Raw genomic sequence first — 22713 nt, forward strand, 5'->3', positions numbered from 1 at the left:
TTGGGAGGACGACGATCAGTCGACGTTGAAGACCAGCGACTTGACCTGGCGGATCGCCGGGTTGGCGCGAAGCTTGTTCATCACGTCTTCGGAAACGGCGGCATCGACATAGAGCAGCGCGATGGCGTCACCGCCCTGCTTGTCACGGCCGAGCTGGAAGTTGGCGATGTTGACGCCGCCCTCGCCCAGCGTGGTGCCGATGAAGCCGATCATGCCGGGAACGTCGGTGTTGGTGATGTAGACCATGTGGTTGCCCACATCGGCGTCGAGGTTGATGCCCTTGATCTGAATGAAGCGCGGCTTGCCGTCGGAGAAGACCGTGCCGGCGATCGAGCGGGTCTGGTTGGCCGTCGTCACCGTCAGACGGATATAACCGTCGAAAACGCCCGACTTGTCGCGCTTGACCTCGGAGAGGATGATGCCCTTTTCCTTGATCATGATCGGCGCGGAGACCATGTTGACGTCGGCGACCTGCGAGCGGATGAGACCGGCAAGCACCGCGCTGGTCAGCGCCTTGGTGTTCATCGAAGCCGTCGCGCCGTCGTAGAGGATCTCGATTTCCTTGATCGCGCTTTCCGTGACCTGGCCGACGAAGGCGCCGAGCACGTCGGCAAGCCGGATGAACGGCTTCAGGATCGGCGCTTCCTCAGCCGTGATCGAAGGCATGTTGATGGCGTTGGAGACAGCACCGCGCACCAGGTAATCCGACATCTGCTCGGCGACCTGCAGGGCGACGTTCTCCTGCGCTTCCGTGGTGGAAGCGCCGAGATGCGGCGTGCAGACGACGTTCGGCAGGCCGAAGAGCGGGCTTTCCTTGGCGGGCTCGACCTCGAAGACGTCGAAGCCGGCGCCGGCGACCTTGCCGGACTTTAGCGCTTCGGCAAGATCAGCCTCTACGACGAGGCCGCCGCGGGCGCAGTTTACGATGCGCACGCCATCCTTCATCTTGGCGATCGCCGCCGCGTCGATGATGTTGCGGGTCTTGTCCGTCAGCGGCACATGCATGGTGATGAAATCGGCTTCGGCAAAGAGTTCGTCGAGCTCGACCTTCTTCACGCCCATCCCCTCGGCGCGCTCCTTGGAGAGGAACGGGTCATAGGCGATGACGTGCATCTTGAGGCCGATGGCGCGCGAGCAGACGATCGAGCCGATATTGCCGGCGCCGATGACGCCGAGCGTCTTGCCAGTGATCTCGACACCCATGAACTTCGACTTCTCCCACTTGCCGGCCTGCGTGGAGGCGTCGGCGGCAGGAAGCTGGCGGGCGACGGCGAACATCAGGGCGATCGCGTGTTCCGCCGTGGTGATCGAGTTGCCGAAGGGCGTGTTCATGACGATGATGCCGCGGCGCGAGGCGGCCGGGATATCAACATTGTCGACGCCGATGCCGGCGCGGCCGATGACCTTGAGGTTGGCAGCAGCAGCGATCAGCTTTTCCGTCGCCTTGGTGGCGGAGCGGATGGCGAGGCCGTCATAGTTGCCGATGATTTCGGCAAGCTTGTCCTTGTCCTTGCCGAGCTGCGGCTGGAAATCGACGTCTACGCCGCGATCGCGAAAGATCTGGACGGCGGTTTCCGACAGTTCGTCGGATACGAGTACGCGAGGTGCCATGAGAGGCCTCCTTCAATTGAGTCTAGGGAGATGAGATCAAAGGTGGCTTCGCCCAGGGGACGAAGCCGGTCGCGAAAAAATCAGGCCGCAGCCTTGGCCAGCGTCGCCTTCTGGGTCTCGAAAGCCCAGGTCAACCAGGGCATCAGCGCCGCAAGGTCAGCCGTGTCGATGGTCGCACCGGTCCAGATTCGCAGTCCCGACGGAGCGTCGCGGTAGGCGCCGATGTCGTAGGCGACACCTTCCTTGTCGAGCAGGGCGACGAAACCCTTGGCGAAAGCGGCCTGTGCATCAGCGTCGAGCGCCAGCACGTCCTTGTCGGCAATCGTCAGGCAGACCGAGGTGTTGGAGCGCGTCGCCGGTTCCTTGGCGAGGTTGGCGATCCAGTCGTTCTTCTCGACGAAGTCGAAGATGACCTTGGCATTGGCGTCGGCGCGGGCCATCAGGCCCTTGAGTCCGCCGACCTGCTTTGCCCAGAGGAGCGCATCGATATAGTCCTCGACGCAGAGCATGGAGGGCGTGTTGATCGTCTCGCCCTGGAAGATGCCCTCGATGATCTTGCCACCCTTGGTCATGCGGAAGATCTTCGGCATCGGCCAGGCCGGCGTGTAGCTTTCGAGACGCTCGACAGCGCGGGGCGACAGGATGATGACGCCATGCGCGCCCTCGCCGCCCAGAACCTTCTGCCAGGAGAAGGTGACGACGTCGAGCTTCGCAAAGTCGAGGTTCTGCGCGAAGGCGGCCGAGGTCGCGTCGCAAATGGTGAGGCCCTGACGGTCGGCCGGGATGAAGTCGGCGTTCGGGACGCGGACGCCCGAGGTGGTGCCGTTCCAGGTAAAGACCACGTCACGGTCGAAATCGATCGTGGAAAGGTCGGGAAGCAAGCCGTAGTCGGCCGTAATCTTGCGCGTGTCGGGAAGCTTGAGCTCCTTCACGACATCCGAGACCCAGCCCGAACCGAAGCTTTCCCAGGCGACCATGTCAACGCCGCGCGGGCCGAGCAGCGACCACAGCGCCATCTCGACGGCGCCGGTATCGGAGGCCGGCACGATGCCGATGCGATAATCATCAGGCACTTCCAGGATTTCACGGGTAAGGTCGATGGCCTGCTTGAGCTTGGTCTTGCCGATCTTGGCGCGGTGCGAACGACCGAGCGGAGCATCGGAAAGCGCGTCGAGCGACCAGTTGGGGCGCTTCGAGCAAGGGCCAGAAGAGAAATGAGTATTGTTCGGACGCACGTCCGGCGGTGTGACGGTCTTCGTCATGATCGCTATCCTTCCAGATAGATAGCCCTTCGTTGGGGAAGGGTGTCCCGCCGCCGTGAATATGGAAGAGCCGCTCTCAAGTCAAGCGGAATATGTCGGAAACGAAAAATGATCCGGCGCAAAGGAAACGGCGCGCCGGTTTCCCGACGCGTCGTTGCACAAGACAGAAGAGGTCGCTTACCAGGTGGAGACGCGGATACCGGCACGGAATTCGTGCTTCTGGAACCCCTCGTCACGTCCCTTGACGCTGACGGTGCCGACACCGGGCACGTCAGCACTGCCGCCGAAGGCCTTGCCGCCCGCCATGTCGGAGAAGCGGTAGCCGAGATCCAGCTTGACGCGTTCGGTGAGATCGATGGCGGCGCCCGCCATCAGCGCATAGGTGAAGCGCCAGCTGTCGTCACCCTTCACGCGGATCTCGTCGAAGGTTGCGCCCGCGCAGGATCCCGTGTCGTTCCGGCAGTTCGCGTTGGTCCGGAAGCTGTCCCATTTCATGTAGGTCACGCCTGCACCCGCGCCGACATAGGGCGTTATGCCGGCATAGGTTCCGAGATCCACATAGCCGTTGGCGAGGAAGTTGGCCGCGCTGTAATCCGCCTTCTGGCCGAGACGGCAGGTCGTGCCCGCCGGGGCGGTGATGCAGGGCGAGTCGAGGCTCGAGCTGCCGCGCAGCGAGCCGTTGAAGAAATCCGTCGTCAGGTCGGCGCGCAGGAAGTTGTTGAACTGGTAACCCATGCCCACGCCATAGGAGACGGGCTTCGAGAAGCGGGCATTGTCGAAATCGCCTTCCGCGAAGGTCGCACCGAAGGCGTCGATCCGGTAGTTCGGCTTGTCGTGCTTGACCCAGCCGGAATAACCGAGGTCGCCGCGGATGTACCAGCCCTCGGCCACCGTGCTGCCGGAAACATCGATTTCCGGCGCATTGATGATGTCGAGATCGCTCGCTGGCGCACTCGTCGCGACGAGGCCGGCAAGAACGGCAATACCAAGCGGTGCAATGCGGCGGAACATGGTCTCGATCCCTCAAGGCCGGACAGGCCGGCGGTTGCGTGATGGGCGCACGACCACGCATCCTTAGGAGATCGCTGCCCTACACCGTTGGTTAACCATAAATCTTAAGGCATGAAGAAACGGTTAAGTACCGGGATCCACAGCACGTTCCGAAATGCGAAAGGCCGCCCGGAGGGCGGCCTTGCAGGACAGTCGAAAGAACGGGCTTACTTGTAAACCGGCTGTTCGATCGGGATTTCGACCGGCGGGATATAGGCCTGCTGGTCGCAGCCGTTGAAGGAGTAGCGCAGACCCGCACGCGCTTCGTGGCTGTAGAAGCCCTTGTCGTAGCCCGGGCCGCCGCCGGCATTGAAGCCGAACATGTCGCCCTTGGTGACGTGGCGGAAGCGATAGCCGACGTCGGCCTTCAGGTTGCAGGTGACATCGACGGAGGCGCCGGCCATCAGCGCGTAGGTGAAGCGCCAGCTCTTCCGGCCACGGTGATCGAAGCTCGGGTCGCAGTTGGTCGGGTCGCCCGTTTCGCACGAGGTGTTCTTGAGGCCCTTCCAGTTCACATAAGTGCCGCCGATACCCGCGCCGACATAGGGCGTCACGATACCGTAGGTGCCGATGTCGACATAGGCGTTGGCGAGGAGGCTGAGGGCCGTCAGCGAGGAGACGTCGGTCGAGGTGCAGTTCACCGCAACGCCGCAACCGCCCGTCGTCGAGCCCTTGAACTTGGACTTGAACATGTAGTCGAGCGTCACGTCCGTGCGGAAGTGATCGTTGATCTGGTAACCGACACCACCGCCGATGGTAAAGCCGCTCTTCAGGCGCGTGGAATCGAAGCTGCGATAGGTATCGTTCGAGCCCTGATAGAAGTTGGCCCCGCGCATCTTGTTGTAGGACCAGCCCATGTCACCGCGCAAATACCAGCCGCCCGTCTCGATGACGGTTTCCTGCACCGGCGCTTCGATGACCTCCGGCTGGTAGATGTCGGCCGCATAACCCGACGTGCCCGTCAGCAGGACGGCAACCACGCCACTCAAAACTTTCCTCATGGCCTTGCTCCAATAGGCTTTGCTTGGGTTGGCCGGCGCGCCGGATTCCAAGTCCCTCGATCAGGCATGGATAATGGCGAGGAAAGGTTAAGGGGCGATTAACTACAAACATTTACCGTATTTGTTAATGGCCGTTCATGAATTCGGTAAACAACAAATAAAAATCGAAGGATTTTCACGACAACCGCCCCCACGACTTACCGATAAAAGAAAAGGCCGAAGCAATGCTTCGACCCTCTCAAGAAATACGCGGCAGAGCGGCTCAGGCGGCGTTGCGTACCGCGCCGATCACGTCCACCAGCTCATCGACGATGCGCTCCACCTGCGCCCGGTCGTCACCTTCCGCCATCACGCGGATCAGCGGCTCGGTGCCGGAGGGGCGGATGAGGAGGCGGCCATTGCGGGCAAGTTCGCTTTCTGCGTCGGCGATCGCCTGGCGAACGGTGGCGTCCTCCAGCGGCTGACCGGCCTTGATCCGCACGTTTTTCAGCACCTGCGGCACCGGCTCGAAGCGATTGCACACCTCGCTGACCGTCTTGCCGCTGCGCTTGACGCAGGCGAGCACCTGGAGGGCGGCGACGAGGCCGTCGCCCGTCGTACCGAAATCCGACAGAACGATATGGCCGGACTGTTCGCCGCCGACATTGTAGTCGTGCTGGCGCATGTGCTCGACGACATAGCGGTCGCCGACCTTGGTGCGCTGGAGGCTGAGGCCCTGGCCAGTGAGGAAACGTTCGAGGCCGAGATTGGACATGACGGTCGCGACAATGCCGCCACCACGCAACATGCCGTCCGCCGCCCAGCTTTCGGCAATAGCGGCCATCAGCTGGTCGCCGTCGATGATCTTGCCGTTCTCGTCGATGACCTGCACGCGGTCGGCATCGCCGTCGAGCGCGATGCCGATATCGGCGCGCACCTCGTGCACCTTGCGCTGCAGGGTTTCGGGATGGGTGGAGCCGCAGTCGAGATTGATGTTGAGGCCGTCGGGCTCATTGCCGATCGTCACGACGTCGGCGCCGAGTTCCCAGAGGGCAGCAGGCGCAACGCGGTAGGCGGCGCCGTTGGCGCAGTCGATCGCAACGCGCAGACCCTTCAACGTCGTGTCGCGCGGCAGCGTGCGCTTGGCATGCTCGATGTAGCGGTCATGCACACCATCGATACGCTTTGCCCGGCCGATCTCGGCGGATTTGGCGAGCTGCGCCGTGATGTCCTTGTCGAGCAGCTCCTCGATCTCCATCTCGATCTCGTCAGAGAGCTTGTAGCCGTCGGGGCCGAAGAGCTTGATGCCGTTGTCGTAGAACGGGTTGTGCGAGGCGGAGATCATCACGCCGATATCGGCGCGCAGCGAGCGCGTGAGCATGGCAACGGCAGGCGTCGGGATCGGGCCGAGGATGAAGGCATCGATACCGGCGGCGGTGAAGCCGGCGACCATGGCGTTTTCCAGCATGTAGCCGGAAAGGCGCGTGTCCTTGCCGATCACCACCCGGTGGCGATGCGCGCCGCGGCGAAAGATCGTGCCAACGGCGATGCCGACCCGCATGGCAAGGTCGGGCGTCATCGGGAAGATGTTGGATTGTCCCCGGATACCGTCCGTGCCGAAATAACGACGTTTCATGTTCACTCCTGAAATCGCCGGCCTGGGCGGCGCTTTGCGCTACGCCCTGCTCTGGCTTTTTGTCTCTACGCAATTCCGGACGCAAAACCGCTGCGCACTTTTTCCGGAACGGCTTTCGCATTCAATGTGCCGCACCCGCACACCCATTTCAGGGCAGAAGGTAACGATAAATCCGCGCGGTAATCCAATCCTTAAAACGGCGTAGAGCTATCACCTTTCTTTGCCACAAAAGCCGGCAAAGGACAGCCACCCGAATATCAGAATTCATTACAGTCCGTTACCAAAGGAAAACGGCCGGGATAGACTTCCCGGCCGTTTTCAACTCCGTTGGGCGCTGTCTTTATTGCGGCTGCGGTTCAAGCCCGCCTTCCGCCTCGCCGCCCTTCTTGTGGCCGGCCTTCGGTACGGCGGAGCCACGGTGCGGCGGCGTGTCGTCGCCAAGATCGCGCGCCGGCTTCTCGCCGCGGATAAGCGCTTTGATCTCGTCACCCGTCAGCGTCTCGTATTCGAGCAGGCCTTCGGCCAGCGCCACGAATTCGTGGTTCTGCTCGGTGATGATGCGCTTGGCCTCGGTGTAGGCCTCGTCGATCAGGCGGCGGATCTCGTTGTCGATCTTCTGCGCCGTCGCCTCGGAGACGTTCTTCTGCTGCGCAACCGAATGACCGAGGAAGACCTCCTGCTGGTTCTCACCATAGGCGACCTGGCCGAGCTGGTCGGAGAAGCCCCACTGGGTGACCATCGCGCGGGCCAGCTTCGTCGCCTGCTCGATATCCGAAGAGGCACCGGAGGTGATGTTATCCTTGCCGAAGGTGATTTCTTCGGCAACCCGGCCGCCCATCATGATGGCAAGGCGCGAGACCATCCACTTGTAGCTCATCGAGTAACGATCGCCCTCGGGAAGCTGCATGACCATGCCGAGCGCACGGCCGCGCGGAATGATCGTCGCCTTGTGCAGGGGATCGGCGAGCGGCACCTTGAGCGCGACGATGGCGTGGCCGGCCTCGTGGTAGGCGGTGAGCTTCTTTTCCGCCTCGGTCATCGCCGAAGAGCGGCGCTCGGCGCCCATCATGATCTTGTCCTTGGCGTCCTCGAACTCCTGCATGGTGACGAGGCGCTTGTTGCGGCGCGCGGCCATCAGGGCAGCTTCGTTGACGAGGTTCATGAGGTCGGCACCGGAGAAGCCGGGCGTGCCACGAGCGAGAACCTTGAGATCGACATTCGGGGCGAGTGGCACGTTGCGCACATGCACCTTCAGGATGCGCTCGCGGCCGACGATATCAGGGTTCGGCACCACGACCTGACGGTCGAAACGGCCGGGACGCAGCAGCGCCGGGTCGAGAACGTCGGGACGGTTGGTCGCGGCGATCAGGATGATGCCTTCATTGGCCTCGAAGCCGTCCATCTCGACCAGGAGCTGGTTCAGCGTCTGCTCGCGTTCGTCATTGCCGCCGCCGAGACCCGCGCCACGGTGACGACCGACAGCGTCGATTTCGTCGATGAAGATGATGCAGGGCGCGTTCTTCTTGGCCTGCTCGAACATGTCGCGCACGCGGCTTGCGCCGACGCCGACGAACATTTCGACAAAGTCCGAACCGGAAATGGTGAAGAACGGCACATTGGCCTCACCCGCGACGGAGCGCGCCAGCAGCGTCTTGCCGGTGCCGGGCGGGCCGACGAGCAGCACGCCGCGCGGAATGCGGCCGCCAAGGCGCTGGAACTTCTGCGGATCGCGCAGGAATTCGACGATTTCCTCGAGATCCTGCTTGGCTTCGTCGACGCCCGCGACGTCAGCGAAGGTGACGCGGCCGTGCGCTTCGGTCAGAAGCTTCGCCTTGGACTTGCCGAAACCCATCGCGCCGCGCGAGCCGCCCTGCATCTGGCGCATGAAGAACAGCCAGACGCCGAGGATCAGCAACATGGGCAGCAGCGTGCCGATATAGCTGAGGAACCCGGACGAACCGTCCGTTTCCGGCCGTGCGCTGACGACGACGTTCTTCGCTTCAAGTCGCTGGACGAGCGAGTTGTCGCCGGTCGGCGCATAGGTCTGGAAGGTCGCGCCAGTCTCGACATAGCTGCCGACGATCTTTTCACCGGTGATGACGACTTCCTTCACCCGGCTCGAGTCCACCTCTTTGAGGAACTGCGAATAGGGGATTTCCCGCGAGCCGGTCTGCGCCGGGCTCGTCTGGAACATGCTGAACAGCGCGATCAGCAAAAGGGCGATAATCGCCCACAGGGCGAAGTTGCGGAAATTGGGATTCATCGAACGTTCCGGGCACTTTCCCGGCCGGAGTTTCCCGGCCGCTTCTCTGTCGCCTAACATAGGGTCGCCTTGCGGCCTTGCCAAGGCAAAGCGCACAGGGTCAGGGCTTTTCTCTCAATATCGTCAACGACGCGCACGGCCCTACAGCCGGCCGCCATCGACATTGCCTCTATCTTACCACAACGCTTTCGTGCGCGCCTTCATTCGTTCGGCGGAGACGAAAACGGCACAGACCCGAGAATTCCTGCCAATGCATTGGCAAGCGGAAGGTCGAAACGCGGCAGGAAACGGACATGGGGCGCGAGCAGCGGCCCCAGAATGGCGAGATCCGCCGGCACGCGCGCTCCGTCCTCGAATTTCAGGCGCGGCGCGGCGCGACTGGCGCGCAGGGCAGCGCCGGTCAATCCCGCATCATCCCCTCGCCCTGCCCCGCTGCCGAAAGCCGACACGGTGATCGCCCGGCTGGCGCGGTTGACGACACGGTATCGCCCATCCCAGACGGCCGTCGCTCCCGCCGGAAGGACAAGGGTCTCGATGCCCCGGCATTCGCGATAGAGGAAAAGACCATCGCGCCGGCGATCGAAGACAACGCGGCCGGCGGTCAGCCGCGACAGTGTGCCGCTGGCAAGGAAGCTTCGCAGGCGCTCGGCCGATGCCGTTTCAAGAGTATGAACCCGCCCACCCGCCACTGCCGCCAACAGCAGGAGGCCGCGCCAGGCGCCCGCATCGGTGAGGAGCGTGCCGATCGCCGCCGATTCCAGCACAAAAGCGGCGCCTTCCGCCCGGGCGTTTCCGGTGAGGAAGATTGCGGCCTGCCGGGAAAGCAGCGCCCTGTCCTTGCCCGCGTGATCGGGCAGAACGCCGCGCGCCCGGATACGGACGCGCTCGAAACGAGGATTGTCGTTGCTCGGATCGTCACGCCAGCTTTCGCCGCGCGCCGCAAGGAAAGCACGGACGGCCGCCCGGTCGAGGGCGAGGAACGGCCGCAGCAGCCAGACCGCACCGTTCAACAGAACGGCATCCGCCATCCCGGAAAGGCCGATCCCCTCCGCAGATCGCGCGGCACGCATCGCCACGGTCTCGCTCTGATCGTCGCGCGTGTGCGCCGCAAGGATGGCATCGGCTCCCATGTCCACGGCAGCAGCAGCAAGAAGGTCGTAGCGCTTGGCGCGGGCCGCAGCCTGCAAGCCAGAATGCGGCTTTCCTCCCTCCCAACGGCGAACGCTGTGCCCAATACCGTAGCGCGCGCAGAGTGCGCCGACCCAAGCAGCCTCCTCAGCCGAGCCGGGGCGCAGGTCGTGGTCGATCGTGCAGGCGGAAAGGGTGATGCCGGGAAAGCGCCCGGTCGCGCAAAGCGTGGCGAGGGCCACGAGCAATCCGGTTGAATCGCTGCCACCGGATATGGCGACGAGCAGATGCGCAGGGCGTTTGAAACTGTTCAGAAAACGGCTGGCTACCTCGACGACGGGATCGTCCGCGCGGGCCATGGCGTTTCTTCCGTCCGCAGTCAGCAGGACAGGCGGCTCTGTTCGGAGGAGACCTTGGTCTTCACGGCCTTGGAAGCGTCGGGATAACGCTTGTTCACCTCGCGCAGCGTGGCGCAGGCGGTTTCACGGTTGTCGAGCGCGGCAAGCGACATGCCAAGCTTCAGCAGCATTTCCGGCGCCTTCTTCGACTTGCTGAACGTCTGGTGCGCGTTGAGGAAAGTCTTGGCGGCGTCGTTGAAATTGCCTTGCGAATATTGTGCCTCCCCCAGCCAGAAATTGGCGTCGGCCGCCTTCTCGCCTTTCGGGAAGATGTCGAGATAGTCGCGAAACTCGCGTTCGGCGAGCTGGTAGTCGCCGGAAAGCACATGGCCGTAGGCCACCTGGTAGAGGTCGTCGGGATTGTCGAGCGAGGCGGACGACGACTGCGAGGCCTGCGGCAGGCCGTCCTCGACGCCCGGCAGCGTGTTGTCGTTGCCGATCGAGGTGCTCTGGTTGTTGAGGTCCGGATTGGTCTCGGCACCGATCGGGTTGCCGTTCTCGTCGAAACGGATGGACCCCAGTTCCTGCGGCTGCGCGCCACCGCCCGTGTTCTGGTTGCCCGCGGTCTGGTTCCGCGTGTCGGCTCCGGCGGGATCATCCGCCGGCACCCTGTTCGAGGCGATCTGCTGGTCGGCCGTGCCGCCATTCACCGGCTTTTCAAGGGCGCCGCTCTTGCCGGAGCCACTCTTGCCGCTTTCGAGATCCTGGAAGCGATATTCGTTGTCTTCCTGCGCCTTGCGAATCTGCTCCTGCATCTGGAGGAGCTGGTAGCTCATTTCCTCGATCCGGCCATTGAGGCTGCGGATCTGTTCTTCGAGCTGCCCGACGCGCGGATCCATGGCCTGCGCGAGGATAACCTCACCCGTTTCCATCCGTTCGTTCTTTGCCGGCAGAAAACCGTTGGCAAGCGGGAAAAGCGGCGATGCGCTGATCGGCCCGACCATGCCTGCTACCGCTGCCAGACTGAGAACGCCTGCCGCGACAAGTTTCTTCATCTATCTTCGTCCTGTTGGTCCCATTGTACGCCGAAGCGCTGCCGAAGAGTTTTCCAAATACTCTCAAAAAGCAACGGAGTTCGGCCAAAGTGTGTTGAAAAAAGAAAGGCGGCCTCTCGGCCGCCTTTCCCGCATCCTTCCGAAGAAGGAATTACATGCCGGCGCCACCAAGAACGGTCACGGCGCGGCGGTTCTGCGACCAGCAGGAAATATCGTCGCAGACGGCGACCGGCTTTTCCTTGCCGTAGGAGATCGTCTTGATACGGTTTGCCGGGATACCGCGCGACGCGAGGTACTGGCGGGTCGAAGCTGCACGGCGTGCGCCGAGCGCCAGGTTGTATTCACGCGTGCCGCGTTCGTCAGCATGGCCTTCGACCGTGATCCCGTAGTTCGGGTACTTCTGCAGCCACTGGGCCTGACGGTCGAGCGTCGCTGCGGCGTCGGCACGGATCGAAGTCGAGTCCGTGTCGAAGAAGATGCGGTCGCCGACATTGACGGTGAAGTCCTGCTGCGAGCCCGGCGTCGCGGCACCAGCGCCGCCATTGAGGCCGAGGTCACCGGCATTGTTCGGCATGTTCTTCTTGGAAGCGCAGCCAGCAAGTGCCAGGCTCATGAACAGGGCGATCATTGCCGGATTGCGGGCGATGGTCTGCATGCGGCCAGCGGCCGGGGAATGAATGCGGCTCATGAGCCGGTCTCCTTGCATCAGTTCTTGCGTCAAGTTCGTTGAAGCGTCGGTTTCAATCAGGGTTGCCAGACTGTAACCGCGGTCGGTTAATCCGCGTTCAACGTTTATGGTTAACGATTGCTTGTAAGACCGTCCCCGGCCCCCGCGCATCAAATGGAGACGGGCCTGCCGCGTCTCGCTGCCGCCTGATTTACAGGACTTTGCGGCAAGAACGCGGCAGGCCCGCCTCATATGTGTTGCTATTCCAGAAGCGGCGACCAGGCCGGGTCGGAAGCAAAGCCCTTGGTCTGCACGGCCTGTTCGTTGTAGCCGGAAAGGTCGATCGAATAGATCTGCGGGCCGCCGGCGCCGGCCGGCTGGCGGAAGAACATCAGCACGCGGCCGTTCGGCGCCCAGGTCGGGCCTTCATTGTGGAAGCCCGATGTCAGGATGCGCTCGCCCGAACCATCCGTCTTCATCACGCCGATCGAGAACTTGCCGCCCGACTGCTTGGTGAAGGCGATGAGATCGCCGCGCGGAGACCAGACCGGCGTGGAGTAGGAACCGTCACCGAACGAAACGCGGCGCTGGTTGGAGCCGTCGGCACCCATCACATAGAGCTGCGGCCTGCCGCCCCGGTCGCTTTCGAACACGATCTGCGTGCCGTCAGGCGAATAGGAGGGTGCGGTATCGATCGCGGCCGTCGAAGTGAGGCGCGTCGTCGTGCGCGAGCGCAGGTCCATCGTGTAGATGTTGGCATTGCCTTCCTGCTGCAGGCTCATGATGACCTTCTGGCCATCCGGCGAGAAGCGCGGCGAGAAGGTCATGCCCGGGAAATTACCGACCACTTCGCGCTGCCCCGTCTCCAACTGGAGCAGGTAGACGCGCGGCTGGTTGCCCTCGAAGGACATGTAGGTGATTTCCTGGCGGCTCGGAGAGAAGCGCGGCGTCAGGACCAGCTCGTTGGAATTGGTGAGGGCACGGGCGTTGAAGCCGTCCTGGTCCATGATGGCGAGCTGGCGCTTGCGGGCGTTCTTCGGGCCGCTCTCGGCGACATAGACGATGCGGGTGTCGAAGTAGCCCTTTTCGCCTGTCAGGCTCTCATAGATCGCATCGGCGATGATATGGGCCACACGGCGCCAGTTTTCCGGCTGGGTATAGAACTGCTGGCCGGTGATCTGCTTGCCGGCGAAGGTGTCCCAGAGACGGAATTCGGCGCGCAGGCGGCCATCGCCTTCCTGCGTCACGCGGCCCGTGACGAGGGCCTGCGCATTGATGACCTTCCAGTCGTCGAAGCGCGGTGCCTGGTCCGGGTTGGCGATCTTCTCGATGAAGGCCTGTTTGTTGACCGGCGCGAAGAGGCCGGACCGCTTCAGGTCCGCCGCGATCACGTCGGTGATGCGCTGGCCGAGATCGCCACCGGCGATGAAGTCGGTAACGGCGATCGGCAACGGCTCGACATTGCCCTTGTTGATGTTGATTTCCACGAGCGCCCAGGCCTGCGGCAGGGAGGCCGCAAGGCCGGTCAGCACGACCAGCAAACGGAGAAGAGTGCGTCTGAACATAAATCTAGGCCTTCCTAGTTCTTACATCATCTGGCTGGGGTCGAAGTTCACGACGACTTCGCTCCAGGCGTCATATTTTTCTGGCGGCAGGCCCTTGAAGGGCCGCGATTTCATGATGGCGCGGCGGGCACCGCCGGCCAGCGCCCGGCGCGCGGAATCCGAACCGCCCGTCGCCACCACTTCCGGCTCGCCGATGATGTCGCCGTTCTGGTCGAGCTGCATCTTGACCTGGATGCGCACGTCGGCGGAGTCGGCAAGGCCGGGAATGATCGACCAGTTGTTCTGGATCTGGCCGCGCAGGGCGTCCATTTCGCTCAGCGACAGTTTCGTGCCGCTCGTCGTCTTCTTGCCGCCGAGCGCGGCCTGCTCCTGCGAGCGTTTCGCGCCGCCGCCGGCCGCTTTTTCCTTGTTGAGAAGCGCAGCGATCTCGTCCGAGTTGAAATCGCTTTCGTTCAGCGAGCTCGCCTTTTCCTGCTTCTTCTTCTGGTCCTTCTTGCGGTCGGGCGTCTTGGCGGTCTCGGCCTTCGCCGTCTCCACCTTCTTCTCGGCCGGCTTTTCCGCGGTCTCGGTCTTCTTCGTCTCGACCTTCGGCTTCATTTCGGGAAGCGGGATCTTGTCCGGCAGCGCCTCGGCGTCCTCGACTTCGGCGGGTTTTTCCTCGGACGGCGTCGCCTCGGGCTTCGGGTCCGGCTTGACCTCCTGCTTGGTCTCGGGAAGCGCGGCGACCTCGGTCGAGGGCTCGCTGGCAGTCTCTTCCTGCTTCACGTCCTCGACGGGCTTGGTGTCCGGCGTCTGCACGACCTTTTCGGCCTTTTCCGGCGCGGCAGCGGTCTCGATATCGCGCGGCTTTTCCTCCGGCGTCGGCAGGTTCTTCAGGTCGACATCATTTTCGCCGGCGTTTTCCGCATTCTCGACCGGCGTCTGCTTCTTGGTCGGAACAGGCGCGGCCTTTTCCTTCAGCTCGGCTTTCTTGTCGCCCTGCTGGATCTGCGTCAGCTCCTCGATCGACACGATATCGACCGGCATCGCCTCGACATTGGCGACGTCGAAACTTTCAGGACTGCCGAGCGAAACCAGCGCCCAGGTGAGAACCAGGGAGTGGATGACGGCGGATGTGGCGAGACTGCCCTTCATGGCGTGCGATCACGTGTCCGGTTTCTGCTCGGTGACGAGGCCGATATTGGTGAATCCGCCCGCCTGGATGCGCGACATCACGTCGGCGATGACGCCGTAGGGCGCCGTGCCGTCGCCCCGCACGAAGACGCGCTCGGTATAGCCCGTCGTCGCTACGGCCTGGAGCTTGGCGGCGATCTCGTCGACAGGGATCGGCGTTTCCTGCAGGTAGACCTGGCCGTCCGCCTTGACGGAAACGGTGATCGGCTGCGTATCGGCGTTCAGGGCCTTGGCCTGCGTCTTCGGCAGGTCGAGCGGCACGCCGACAGTCATCAGCGGCGCGGCCACCATGAAGATGATGAGCAGCACGAGCATGACGTCGACGAACGGCGTCACGTTGATCTCGCTCATCGGGGCCTTCTTGCCTCCGCCGCGCCGGCGGCGGCCACCGCCCGCATTTTTCGCTCCGACTGACATGCCCATGGGGTCGTCTCCGTCTTTCTAAAGGCCGGTCACTGCGCCGCGGCGCGCGGCTGCAGCTTTTCATCGATCTGGCGCGACAGGATGGCGGAGAACTCGTCCGCGAACCCTTCCATGCGCGCCGTCAGCTTGCCGGCATCGGCAGAGAACTTGTTGTAGGCAATAACCGCCGGAATTGCGGCAAGGAGGCCGATGGCGGTGGCGAGAAGCGCTTCGGCGATGCCGGGTGCCACAACCGCAAGGCTCGTCTGCTTGGATCCGGCAATCGCCTGGAACGAGGTCATGATGCCGACAACCGTACCGAAGAGGCCGACGAAGGGTGCCGCCGAACCGATGGTGGCGAGCGAGCCGAGGCGCGCTTCCAGCGTTTCGGATTCGCGTGACAACGTCACGTCCATGGCCCGGTCGATACGCATCTGCAGGCCGATCGGCGATCGCGCCCCGCGCTCGAAGCTCTTTTTCCATTCGCGCATCGCTGCGACGAAGATGGCGCTCATGCCCGACGTCTGGCGGTCGGAGAGCGTGCGATAAAGCTCTTCCAGCGACTGCCCGGACCAGAAGACCTGCTCGAAGCTGTCGAGCTGGCGACGCGCCTTTCCGTAGCTCACCGTCTTGTCGACGACGATGGCCCAGGTCCAGACGGACGCGGCGATGAGGCCGAGCATGACCAGCTTCACGACGAACCCGGCCTGCATGAAGAGACCCCACAGGGTCACATTATGCGCCGCTTCCAAACCCACTTGTTCCATAGACCTATGTCCCCGAATCCAAACACCCGGCACGGGCCCTTGCGGCTCGAACCGGGTAACATTCACGCCTTCGCGGTCTCCTGGGAGGTGGATCTCGCATCGGCATTCACAAACAAGACGTTGCCAGGAGGATTAGATCCGCACCCGCTCCGCATGTCCGTCAAGAATGTCCGGTTGATGCCGCCGGCCGCCATGCCGGTCAAACGCTTACAACCTGCCTTCTTCACGGCAATTTTGGTTAAAGGATGACGTGCAGTGCACAAAACCATCCTCATGGAGCGAGTAAGACATCATTATGGTTAAGGGAGTGTTACTGCTGATGTATGCCGGCCACTTACTGCGCTTTCGCAAGGAACCGCGCCGCAAGCCCCTCCGGCAGGCGCCGCGGCCGGCCCGCGGAATTGATGACCGCGATGATGACGCGGGCGGCGATCAGAAGCTGCTCGCCGCGACGGATCTCCTGGTTGAGGATCATCTTCGCCCCGCCGGCCTTTTCCGTCGAGGTGAGGATGGTCAGGATGTCGTCCATGCGCGCCGGCGCCTTGAAGTCGATCTCCATGCGGTGCACGACAAAGACCAGACCCTCGCGGTCCTCTTCCAGAATGAGGCTGCCCTGTTCGACACCGAGCAGGCGGAGGTAATCCGTACGCCCGCGTTCCAGAAAATGCAGGTAGCGGGCGTGATAGACGACGCCGGAAAAATCCGTGTCCTCATAGTAGACCCGCTGTGCAAGCCGGTGTCCGTCGTGCGTGAGCTCGCCCGAGAGATGGTGATTGTAATCCGTCATGGCGCTTCTCTTCCGCAAAGCGCCCGCAATTGCAAGGTTTTCGCGCTCACCCGAGCTCGACAACCATGATTTCCGGCGGCGAACCGAAACGAACCGGCGCAATCGAGCAGCCAAGTCCGCCGGAAACGCAAAGATGCCGCCCGCCCTCGACGACATGGCCATAGGCGTAGCGGTTGCCGTATCGCGACGGCACCACGGGCGAGTAACCAAGAAGGCGAACCTGCCCGCCATGGGTATGGCCCGACAGCGTCACCGCCACACGATCCGGCACATCCGGAAAAATATCGGGCTCATGCGCCAGAAGGATCACTGGCGCATCATCGGTCACCTGGGCGAGCGTACCGGGCAGATCGTGGACGCCGACGAAGCTTCGCCGCCCGAAAGCCGTGCCCGGCCGAAGCGCCAATTGATCCCCAAGTCCGGCCAGCCAGAACACGTGGCCGTCCTTTTCGAGCCGAACGGCCTGATTGACATAGACAGGAATGCCAACCGCCTTAAGCGCTTTTTCTCCAAATGTCTCAATCACCGGATTCCGCTGAAAGGTAAGGTCCTCCCAGTAGTCGTGATTGCCGAGGATGGCGTGAACCCCGAGCGGCGCAGAGAGGCCGGACATGGCCTCGGCCCACTCGCTTGAATGGACATAGTCCGTCACCAGATTCATACCGCTGGCGTAGTCGCCGAGCAGGACGATCAGGTCGGCGTCTAGTGCATTCGCTCGTTTGCAGATAGCCTTGATGCGGCTAGCCGTCATCCAGGGCTTGCAGGCATGGACATCCGCCAGCGCCGCTATCCTAAGCCTCAACCCCTCAGGCCAGCCGGGCGGCGTCAGCCGATAGGTCGTGGTGCGCAGCCGCAGCATCGGCTCGACGCCGACCGCATAGGCCGAAGAGGCGAAGCCCGCGGCGATGAAGCCTCCAAAAGCCTTCAGCAAACCGCGGCGTGTGATCACTCAATCGTCCTCGGAAAACAGCCTGAACTGCGTCGCCTCCAGATCTTTCGGTGGCGTCAGTCCCATATGTTTCCAGGCATTTACGGTCAAAACACGGCCGCGCGGCGTGCGCTGGATAAAACCCTGCTGGATCATGTAGGGCTCGATGATATCCTCGATCGCATCGCGCGGCTCGGAAAGCCCCGCTGCGATCGTCTCGATGCCGACAGGCCCGCCGCCGAAATTGTGCGCGATCATCGAGAGATAGCGCCGGTCGAGCTGGTCGAGGCCCATATTGTCGACGAGAAGCCGCGTCAGCGCCTCGTCGGCAATCTTTTGCGTTACCGCCTCGGCCCTTGCCACTTCGGCGAAATCGCGCACGCGGCGCAGAAGGCGGCCGGCAATGCGCGGCGTGCCCCGCGCCCGGCGGGCGATTTCGCGCGCACCCTCGTCCGTCATACCGAGGCCCATCAGCCGCGCACCACGGCGCACGATCAGTTCCAGTTCCTCGGCCGTATAAAAGTTGAGCCGTACCGGAATGCCGAAACGGTCGCGCAGCGGCGTCGTCAGCAGGCCGAGGCGCGTGGTGGCGGCGACCAGGGTGAACTTCGACAGGTCGATCTTCACCGAACGCGCCGCCGGGCCTTCGCCGATGATCAGGTCGAGCTGGAAATCCTCCATGGCCGGATAGAGGATTTCCTCCACGGCCGGGTTGAGGCGGTGGATTTCGTCGATGAAGAGGACGTCGCGCTCTTCAAGGTTGGTCAAAAGCGCCGCAAGGTCGCCGGCTTTCGCGATGACGGGGCCGGACGTCGAGCGGAAATTGACGCCGAGCTCCTTGGCCATGATCTGCGCCAGCGTCGTCTTGCCGAGACCGGGCGGGCCGACGAAGAGCACATGGTCGAGCGCCTCGCCGCGGTTCTTCGCCGCCTCGATGAAGATCTTGAGGTTCGCCCGCGCCTCCGCCTGGCCGGTGAAATCGTCCAGCGTCTGCGGCCGCAAGGCCGTATCGATGTCCTCGCCGCGCTTTTCCGGCGAAAGCAGTCTGTTCTCGTCGCTCATCGCGCCCTAATCCCATTGTCCACGGCGGAAGGCAACCGCGTCACCGCGACAATTCCTTGAGGCCGAGGCGGATGAGCTTGGCGCTGTCGGCCCCCTCCCCGCCGTTCTTCAGCGCCGCAGCGACGGCGTTGGCCGCCTGGTCGCGCGAATAGCCGAGATTGGTGAGCGCCGAGACGGCATCGGAAACCGGCGCGGAGGCCACGCCTTCACCCAGCTCCTGCTTGAGCCCGATCGAGGCAGACGCCTCCCCGGCAAAGGCCGGCGCCTTGTTGCGCAGCTCCGTCATGATGCGCACCGCGACCTTCGGTCCGACGCCCGGCGCGCGCGACACCGCCGTCTTGTCCTGAAGCGCGATGGCGTTCGCCAGTTCCCCCGGTGTCAGTGTCGACAGCACGGCCAGCGCCACCTTGGAGCCGACGCCCTGCACGCTCTGCAACAGCCGGAACCATTCCCGCTCCAGTGCCGTCAGGAAGCCGAACAGCTTGAGCTGGTCTTCCCGCACATAGGTCTCGATGAACAGCACCGCCGCCTCGCCGCTTGAACCGAGCTTGCCGAGCGTACGTGCCGAACAGAAAGCGACGTAACCGACGCCGTGCACGTCGAGCACCACATAGTCCTCGCCGATCTCGTCGATTGTGCCCTTGAGTTTGCCGATCATGAAAGAATCCGTCAGGGATGGGTTTCGGGGGAGATGATGTCGAGCGCGGGAAAATAGCTGCGATAGCGCGCGGCGTCGCGGGTGAGCAGGCGATGGGAACGCGCCGCAGCATGGGCGCCGACGAGAAAGTCCGGAAGCGTTCGCTCGCGCAGCCCGCCGGCCCGGCGATAGGCATAGTGCGCCTTGCCGGCAGCGAAGGCCGCTTCATAGGATAAAGCCTCGCGCCGCATGCGCAGCCAGCCGAAAGCGAGATTCAGTTCCAGTTCACTCAGCGACGAAGTCGCAAGCTCCGACCATACGACAGGATTGAGAACCAGTTCCCCCTGCTCCAGGCATCGCTTCAGGGCGGCGAAGGACCAGCGCCGCTGCGGCCGGTCCGGCCCCAACATGTCGATAAGGACGTTGGTATCAACGACGGTCGAGGTCATCACGCGGTCCTCGCAGCCATTCGAAATATTCGTCCGGCGTCATGCCATCCAGATTCCACGTTCCCTGAACGCTAGCCGCCCAGGCATCGAAATCATCGAAGTCCGGCTTGCCGTCGCCCACCTTGACGAGCATCACGCCCTCATCGGACACGACGAAATCCACCTCCGAACCGGGCTCAATGGCGAGCCGCTCACGGATTGGCTTGGGGATCGTCACCTGGCCTTTTTCCGTCACGCGCATGGTAATACCTCTGCGGTATTACTTATTGGCCAAACCGGAACAAGTCAAGAACAAATCAGCCGGCGAGCTTGGCGAGGCGGCCGGAGAGGCCCTGGCGGTTGTGGGCGTGGCAGATGGCTATGGCAAGGGCATCAGCAGCGTCGTTGCCGGTGAAGGTCGCTTTCGGCATCAGCACCTTCAGCATCATGTGGATCTGCTGCTTTTCGCCGTGGCCGACGCCGATGACAGCCTTCTTCACCGCATTCGGCGCATATTCGGCGACGCGCAAGCCGGCGCGGGCCGGCACAAGCATGGCGATGCCGCGCGCCTGGCCGAGCTTCAGCGTCGCAGTCGCGTCCTTGTTGACGAAGGTCTGCTCCACGGCGGCCTCGTGCGGCTGATAGCTGTGCACCACTGCGCTGAGACCGTCGTGCAACTGGCAGAGGCGGGAGGCGAGATCCATGTCTCCATCGGAGGTGACGGTGCCGGACGCGACGAAGCGCAACGAATTGCCAAGCGTCTCGATGACGCCCCAGCCGGTGCGGCGAAGCCCCGGATCGATGCCGATGATGCGAATCGTTTCCTGCATGACGAAACCCTAATACCCACGGGCGGACCCTGCCAGCGAAATGTGAACAAAACAAAAACAGAGCGGCAATTCCACGCGACACTGCGAAAACCCCGAACCCATCGCTTGGATTTCACGAAACTGAACCTACATGGGAGAACAATCAAATCTGCTCACAAAGAGGCCGCGGCCATGGTGCCCTTCTCCATCCTCGATCTTTCCCCGGTCATCGAAGGCGGCACCGTCGCCCAGTCGCTCGAAAACTCCCGGCGCCTTGCGCAGGAAGCCGAGGCACTCGGTTACAAGCGCTTCTGGCTCGCCGAACACCACGGCATGCGTGGCATTGCCAGCGCCGCCACCTCGCTCGTCATCCAGCACGTCGCGGCGGGCACGGAGAAAATCCGCGTCGGCTCGGGCGGCATCATGCTGCCGAACCATTCACCGCTCGTCATCGCCGAGCAGTTCGGCACGCTTGCCGCGCTTTTTCCCGACCGGATCGATCTCGGCCTCGGCCGCGCGCCGGGCACCGACATGCGCACCGCGCAGGCGCTGCGCCGCAATCTCGACAGCGCCGCCAACAATTTCCCGCAGGACGTCGTCGAACTGATGCAGCTGATGGGGCCTGTCAGCCCCGAGCAGAAGGTCATCGCCATTCCCGGTGCGGGAAGCAACGTGCCGGTCTGGCTGCTTGGCTCCAGCCACTACTCGGCGCATCTCGCAGGCATGCTGGGCCTGCCCTTCGCCTTCGCCTCGCATTTCGCACCGGACATGCTGCTGACGGCGCTGGAAATCTATCGCGACCGCTTCGAGCCTTCGCAGTACTTGGACAAACCCCATGCCATGGTGGGCGTGATGGGTGCTGCGGCCGATACGGATGCGGAGGCGGACTATCTCTTCACCTCGATGCAGCAGTCCTTCGTGCGCCTGCGCCGCGGCACGCCCGGCGCCTTCCCGGCCCCGGTCGACGACATGGATCCGCACTGGAGCGAGAACGAGCGCATCAATGTCGAGCACACGCTGCAATATGCCGTCGTCGGCGGGCCGGAAAAGATCAAGCGCCGCATCGCCGACTTCCTGTCGATCACCAAGGCCGACGAACTGATCGTCTCGATGCCGATCCATGACATGGAGGCCCGGCTGAATTCCGTGCGGCTGTTTGCCCGGGCACAACAGGCGCTGGCGGAAGCGGCATAGCGGAAAAAGCCACCTTGAAGCGCCTCAACCTTCAGGCTGCGGACAAATCCGCCCCGTCTCTTCCGCATCATGGCTCCTCGGCCCAAAACCGAGAGTGACGAAGACGGGCGGGCAGGTTTACCGACAAACAAAAAGCCGGGCCCCTGCGGCGCCCGGCCTTTTTCACTGGCGTCGTCGATCAGGCCGAAAGCTTGGCCATCACTTCGTCGGAAACCTCGAAGTTCGAATAGACGTTCTGCACGTCGTCATCGTCTTCCAGCGTGTCGATCAGCTTCATCAGCGACTGCGCCTTTTCCTCGTCGACCGGCACGGTGTTCTGGGCCTTCCAGATCGCCTTGACCGTCTCGGCTTCGCCGAGCTTGTCTTCCAGCGCCTTGGAAACGTCGCCGATATCCTCGAAACCGCAGACGATCGTGTGGCCGTCCTCGTCGGTCGTCACGTCCTCGGCGCCAGCCTCGATGGCAGCTTCCATGACGGCGTCGGCATCGCCGACCGAGAGCTTGTAGGTGATCTCACCGACGCGGTCGAAAGAGAAGGAGACCGAACCGGTTTCGCCGAGCGCCCCGCCGGCCTTGGAAAAGGTCGAACGGACGGAGGAAGCGGTGCGGTTGCGGTTGTCGGTCAGCGCCTCGACGATGACGGCGACGCCGCCCGGGCCGTAACCCTCGTAGCGGACTTCCTCGTAGTTCTCGCTATCCGCGCCGGAGGCCTTCTTGACGGCGCGCTCGATATTGTCCTTCGGCATGGATTGCGCCTTGGCGTTCTGGATCGCCAGGCGCAGGCGGGCGTTCATCGACGGGTCAGGCAGACCCGTCTTTGCCGCGACCGTGATTTCACGGGCAAGCTTGGAGAACATTTTCGACCGCACGGCATCCTGCCGACCCTTGCGGTGCATGATATTCTTGAACTGTGAATGGCCAGCCATGGCACCCCTGTCTCATCTGTTCGGCGCCCTTTTCTTTGGTCGCCGG

General features: G+C 63.1%; 22 protein-coding genes. 1 reads left to right on the forward strand and 21 read right to left on the reverse strand.

Features of this window, described 5'->3' with window-relative positions; genetic code table 11:
• Positions 1-15: 15 nt before the first annotated feature.
• The 20 genes from serA to ruvC all read right to left on the reverse strand — a co-directional run bounded on the left by serA (position 16) and on the right by ruvC (position 20569).
• Entirely contained in the window at positions 16-1611 is a 1596-nt protein-coding gene (serA, locus tag K0P03_RS14375; RefSeq protein ID WP_272789927.1) for a phosphoglycerate dehydrogenase, read from the reverse strand.
• Between the two features lie 80 nt (positions 1612-1691).
• Positions 1692-2873, reverse strand: a complete 1182-nt coding sequence (locus K0P03_RS14380; RefSeq protein ID WP_272789928.1) for a phosphoserine transaminase — start codon at positions 2871-2873, stop codon at positions 1692-1694.
• 177 nt (positions 2874-3050) lie between these two features.
• Positions 3051-3884, reverse strand: coding sequence for an outer membrane protein (locus K0P03_RS14385; RefSeq protein ID WP_023513694.1), 834 nt, complete (start codon positions 3882-3884; stop codon positions 3051-3053).
• A 206-nt stretch (positions 3885-4090) separates the two neighbouring features.
• Positions 4091-4924: an outer membrane protein gene (locus K0P03_RS14390; protein WP_023513693.1), complete on the reverse strand. Its 834-nt coding sequence runs from the start codon at positions 4922-4924 to the stop codon at positions 4091-4093.
• A 262-nt stretch (positions 4925-5186) separates the two neighbouring features.
• Positions 5187-6539, reverse strand: a complete 1353-nt coding sequence (glmM, locus tag K0P03_RS14395) for a phosphoglucosamine mutase (protein WP_023517025.1) — start codon at positions 6537-6539, stop codon at positions 5187-5189.
• A gap of 340 nt (positions 6540-6879) precedes the next feature.
• The gene (gene ftsH / locus K0P03_RS14400; RefSeq protein ID WP_023516766.1) at positions 6880-8802 is read right to left on the reverse strand and encodes an ATP-dependent zinc metalloprotease FtsH; all 1923 of its coding nucleotides are present in this window, start codon (positions 8800-8802) and stop codon (positions 6880-6882) included.
• Positions 8803-9002: 200 nt separating this feature from the next.
• Positions 9003-10289: a tRNA lysidine(34) synthetase TilS gene (gene tilS / locus K0P03_RS14405; protein ID WP_272789929.1), complete on the reverse strand. Its 1287-nt coding sequence runs from the start codon at positions 10287-10289 to the stop codon at positions 9003-9005.
• A 20-nt stretch (positions 10290-10309) separates the two neighbouring features.
• The gene (gene ybgF / locus K0P03_RS14410; RefSeq protein ID WP_272789930.1) at positions 10310-11323 is read right to left on the reverse strand and encodes a tol-pal system protein YbgF; all 1014 of its coding nucleotides are present in this window, start codon (positions 11321-11323) and stop codon (positions 10310-10312) included.
• A gap of 151 nt (positions 11324-11474) precedes the next feature.
• The gene (pal, locus tag K0P03_RS14415; protein WP_023515469.1) at positions 11475-12011 is read right to left on the reverse strand and encodes a peptidoglycan-associated lipoprotein Pal; all 537 of its coding nucleotides are present in this window, start codon (positions 12009-12011) and stop codon (positions 11475-11477) included.
• A 239-nt stretch (positions 12012-12250) separates the two neighbouring features.
• Complete coding sequence (gene tolB / locus K0P03_RS14420; protein WP_023514590.1) at positions 12251-13555, reverse strand: Tol-Pal system beta propeller repeat protein TolB; 1305 nt, start codon at positions 13553-13555, stop codon at positions 12251-12253.
• A 21-nt stretch (positions 13556-13576) separates the two neighbouring features.
• Positions 13577-14689 (reverse strand): cell envelope integrity protein TolA, encoded by a 1113-nt coding sequence (locus tag K0P03_RS14425; RefSeq protein WP_023514591.1) that lies wholly within the window; start codon positions 14687-14689, stop codon positions 13577-13579.
• Between the two features lie 9 nt (positions 14690-14698).
• Positions 14699-15151, reverse strand: coding sequence for a protein TolR (tolR, locus tag K0P03_RS14430; protein WP_023514592.1), 453 nt, complete (start codon positions 15149-15151; stop codon positions 14699-14701).
• 29 nt (positions 15152-15180) lie between these two features.
• The gene (tolQ, locus tag K0P03_RS14435) at positions 15181-15897 is read right to left on the reverse strand and encodes a protein TolQ (protein WP_023514593.1); all 717 of its coding nucleotides are present in this window, start codon (positions 15895-15897) and stop codon (positions 15181-15183) included.
• A gap of 334 nt (positions 15898-16231) precedes the next feature.
• Positions 16232-16684 (reverse strand): tol-pal system-associated acyl-CoA thioesterase, encoded by a 453-nt coding sequence (gene ybgC, locus K0P03_RS14440; protein WP_272789931.1) that lies wholly within the window; start codon positions 16682-16684, stop codon positions 16232-16234.
• A 46-nt stretch (positions 16685-16730) separates the two neighbouring features.
• A complete protein-coding gene (locus tag K0P03_RS14445; protein ID WP_272789932.1) occupies positions 16731-17633 on the reverse strand; it encodes a metallophosphoesterase in 903 nt (300 codons plus the stop codon).
• A complete protein-coding gene (gene ruvB / locus K0P03_RS14450; RefSeq protein ID WP_023512182.1) occupies positions 17634-18674 on the reverse strand; it encodes a Holliday junction branch migration DNA helicase RuvB in 1041 nt (346 codons plus the stop codon).
• A gap of 40 nt (positions 18675-18714) precedes the next feature.
• Positions 18715-19332 (reverse strand): Holliday junction branch migration protein RuvA, encoded by a 618-nt coding sequence (gene ruvA / locus K0P03_RS14455; protein ID WP_023512183.1) that lies wholly within the window; start codon positions 19330-19332, stop codon positions 18715-18717.
• A gap of 11 nt (positions 19333-19343) precedes the next feature.
• Positions 19344-19760: a type II toxin-antitoxin system VapC family toxin gene (locus K0P03_RS14460; RefSeq protein WP_050746148.1), complete on the reverse strand. Its 417-nt coding sequence runs from the start codon at positions 19758-19760 to the stop codon at positions 19344-19346.
• Positions 19741-20001 carry an AbrB/MazE/SpoVT family DNA-binding domain-containing protein gene (locus K0P03_RS14465; protein ID WP_272789933.1) on the reverse strand — a complete coding sequence of 87 codons (261 nt, stop codon included), beginning with the start codon at positions 19999-20001 and terminating at the stop codon, positions 19741-19743. The genes K0P03_RS14460 and K0P03_RS14465 overlap by 20 nt, the downstream gene beginning before the upstream one ends.
• A gap of 55 nt (positions 20002-20056) precedes the next feature.
• Positions 20057-20569, reverse strand: coding sequence for a crossover junction endodeoxyribonuclease RuvC (gene ruvC / locus K0P03_RS14470; protein WP_023512186.1), 513 nt, complete (start codon positions 20567-20569; stop codon positions 20057-20059).
• A gap of 171 nt (positions 20570-20740) precedes the next feature.
• On the opposite strand from ruvC, the gene K0P03_RS14475 reads away from it, so the two are divergent.
• Entirely contained in the window at positions 20741-21742 is a 1002-nt protein-coding gene (locus K0P03_RS14475; protein WP_272789934.1) for an LLM class flavin-dependent oxidoreductase, read from the forward strand.
• 178 nt (positions 21743-21920) lie between these two features.
• Here K0P03_RS14475 and K0P03_RS14480 read toward each other — a convergent pair whose 3' ends face one another.
• The gene (locus tag K0P03_RS14480; protein ID WP_272789935.1) at positions 21921-22667 is read right to left on the reverse strand and encodes a YebC/PmpR family DNA-binding transcriptional regulator; all 747 of its coding nucleotides are present in this window, start codon (positions 22665-22667) and stop codon (positions 21921-21923) included.
• Positions 22668-22713: the final 46 nt, after the last annotated feature.

Origin of the sequence: Shinella sp. HY16 (assembly GCF_028534175.1) — a bacterium.
Lineage (GTDB): Bacteria > Pseudomonadota > Alphaproteobacteria > Rhizobiales > Rhizobiaceae > Shinella.

Coding starts and splice junctions, on each gene's coding strand:
- serA (WP_272789927.1), bottom strand. CDS start 1,611: ATGGCACCTCGCGTACTCGTATCCGACGAACTGTCGGAAACCGCCGTC.
- K0P03_RS14380 (WP_272789928.1), bottom strand. CDS start 2,873: ATGACGAAGACCGTCACACCGCCGGACGTGCGTCCGAACAATACTCAT.
- K0P03_RS14385 (WP_023513694.1), bottom strand. CDS start 3,884: ATGTTCCGCCGCATTGCACCGCTTGGTATTGCCGTTCTTGCCGGCCTC.
- K0P03_RS14390 (WP_023513693.1), bottom strand. CDS start 4,924: ATGAGGAAAGTTTTGAGTGGCGTGGTTGCCGTCCTGCTGACGGGCACG.
- glmM (WP_023517025.1), bottom strand. CDS start 6,539: ATGAAACGTCGTTATTTCGGCACGGACGGTATCCGGGGACAATCCAAC.
- ftsH (WP_023516766.1), bottom strand. CDS start 8,802: ATGAATCCCAATTTCCGCAACTTCGCCCTGTGGGCGATTATCGCCCTT.
- tilS (WP_272789929.1), bottom strand. CDS start 10,289: ATGGCCCGCGCGGACGATCCCGTCGTCGAGGTAGCCAGCCGTTTTCTG.
- ybgF (WP_272789930.1), bottom strand. CDS start 11,323: ATGAAGAAACTTGTCGCGGCAGGCGTTCTCAGTCTGGCAGCGGTAGCA.
- pal (WP_023515469.1), bottom strand. CDS start 12,011: ATGAGCCGCATTCATTCCCCGGCCGCTGGCCGCATGCAGACCATCGCC.
- tolB (WP_023514590.1), bottom strand. CDS start 13,555: ATGTTCAGACGCACTCTTCTCCGTTTGCTGGTCGTGCTGACCGGCCTT.
- K0P03_RS14425 (WP_023514591.1), bottom strand. CDS start 14,689: ATGAAGGGCAGTCTCGCCACATCCGCCGTCATCCACTCCCTGGTTCTC.
- tolR (WP_023514592.1), bottom strand. CDS start 15,151: ATGGGCATGTCAGTCGGAGCGAAAAATGCGGGCGGTGGCCGCCGCCGG.
- tolQ (WP_023514593.1), bottom strand. CDS start 15,897: ATGGAACAAGTGGGTTTGGAAGCGGCGCATAATGTGACCCTGTGGGGT.
- ybgC (WP_272789931.1), bottom strand. CDS start 16,684: ATGACGGATTACAATCACCATCTCTCGGGCGAGCTCACGCACGACGGA.
- ruvB (WP_023512182.1), bottom strand. CDS start 18,674: ATGAGCGACGAGAACAGACTGCTTTCGCCGGAAAAGCGCGGCGAGGAC.
- ruvA (WP_023512183.1), bottom strand. CDS start 19,332: ATGATCGGCAAACTCAAGGGCACAATCGACGAGATCGGCGAGGACTAT.
- K0P03_RS14460 (WP_050746148.1), bottom strand. CDS start 19,760: ATGACCTCGACCGTCGTTGATACCAACGTCCTTATCGACATGTTGGGG.
- K0P03_RS14465 (WP_272789933.1), bottom strand. CDS start 20,001: ATGCGCGTGACGGAAAAAGGCCAGGTGACGATCCCCAAGCCAATCCGT.
- ruvC (WP_023512186.1), bottom strand. CDS start 20,569: ATGCAGGAAACGATTCGCATCATCGGCATCGATCCGGGGCTTCGCCGC.
- K0P03_RS14475 (WP_272789934.1), top strand. CDS start 20,741: ATGGTGCCCTTCTCCATCCTCGATCTTTCCCCGGTCATCGAAGGCGGC.
- K0P03_RS14480 (WP_272789935.1), bottom strand. CDS start 22,667: ATGGCTGGCCATTCACAGTTCAAGAATATCATGCACCGCAAGGGTCGG.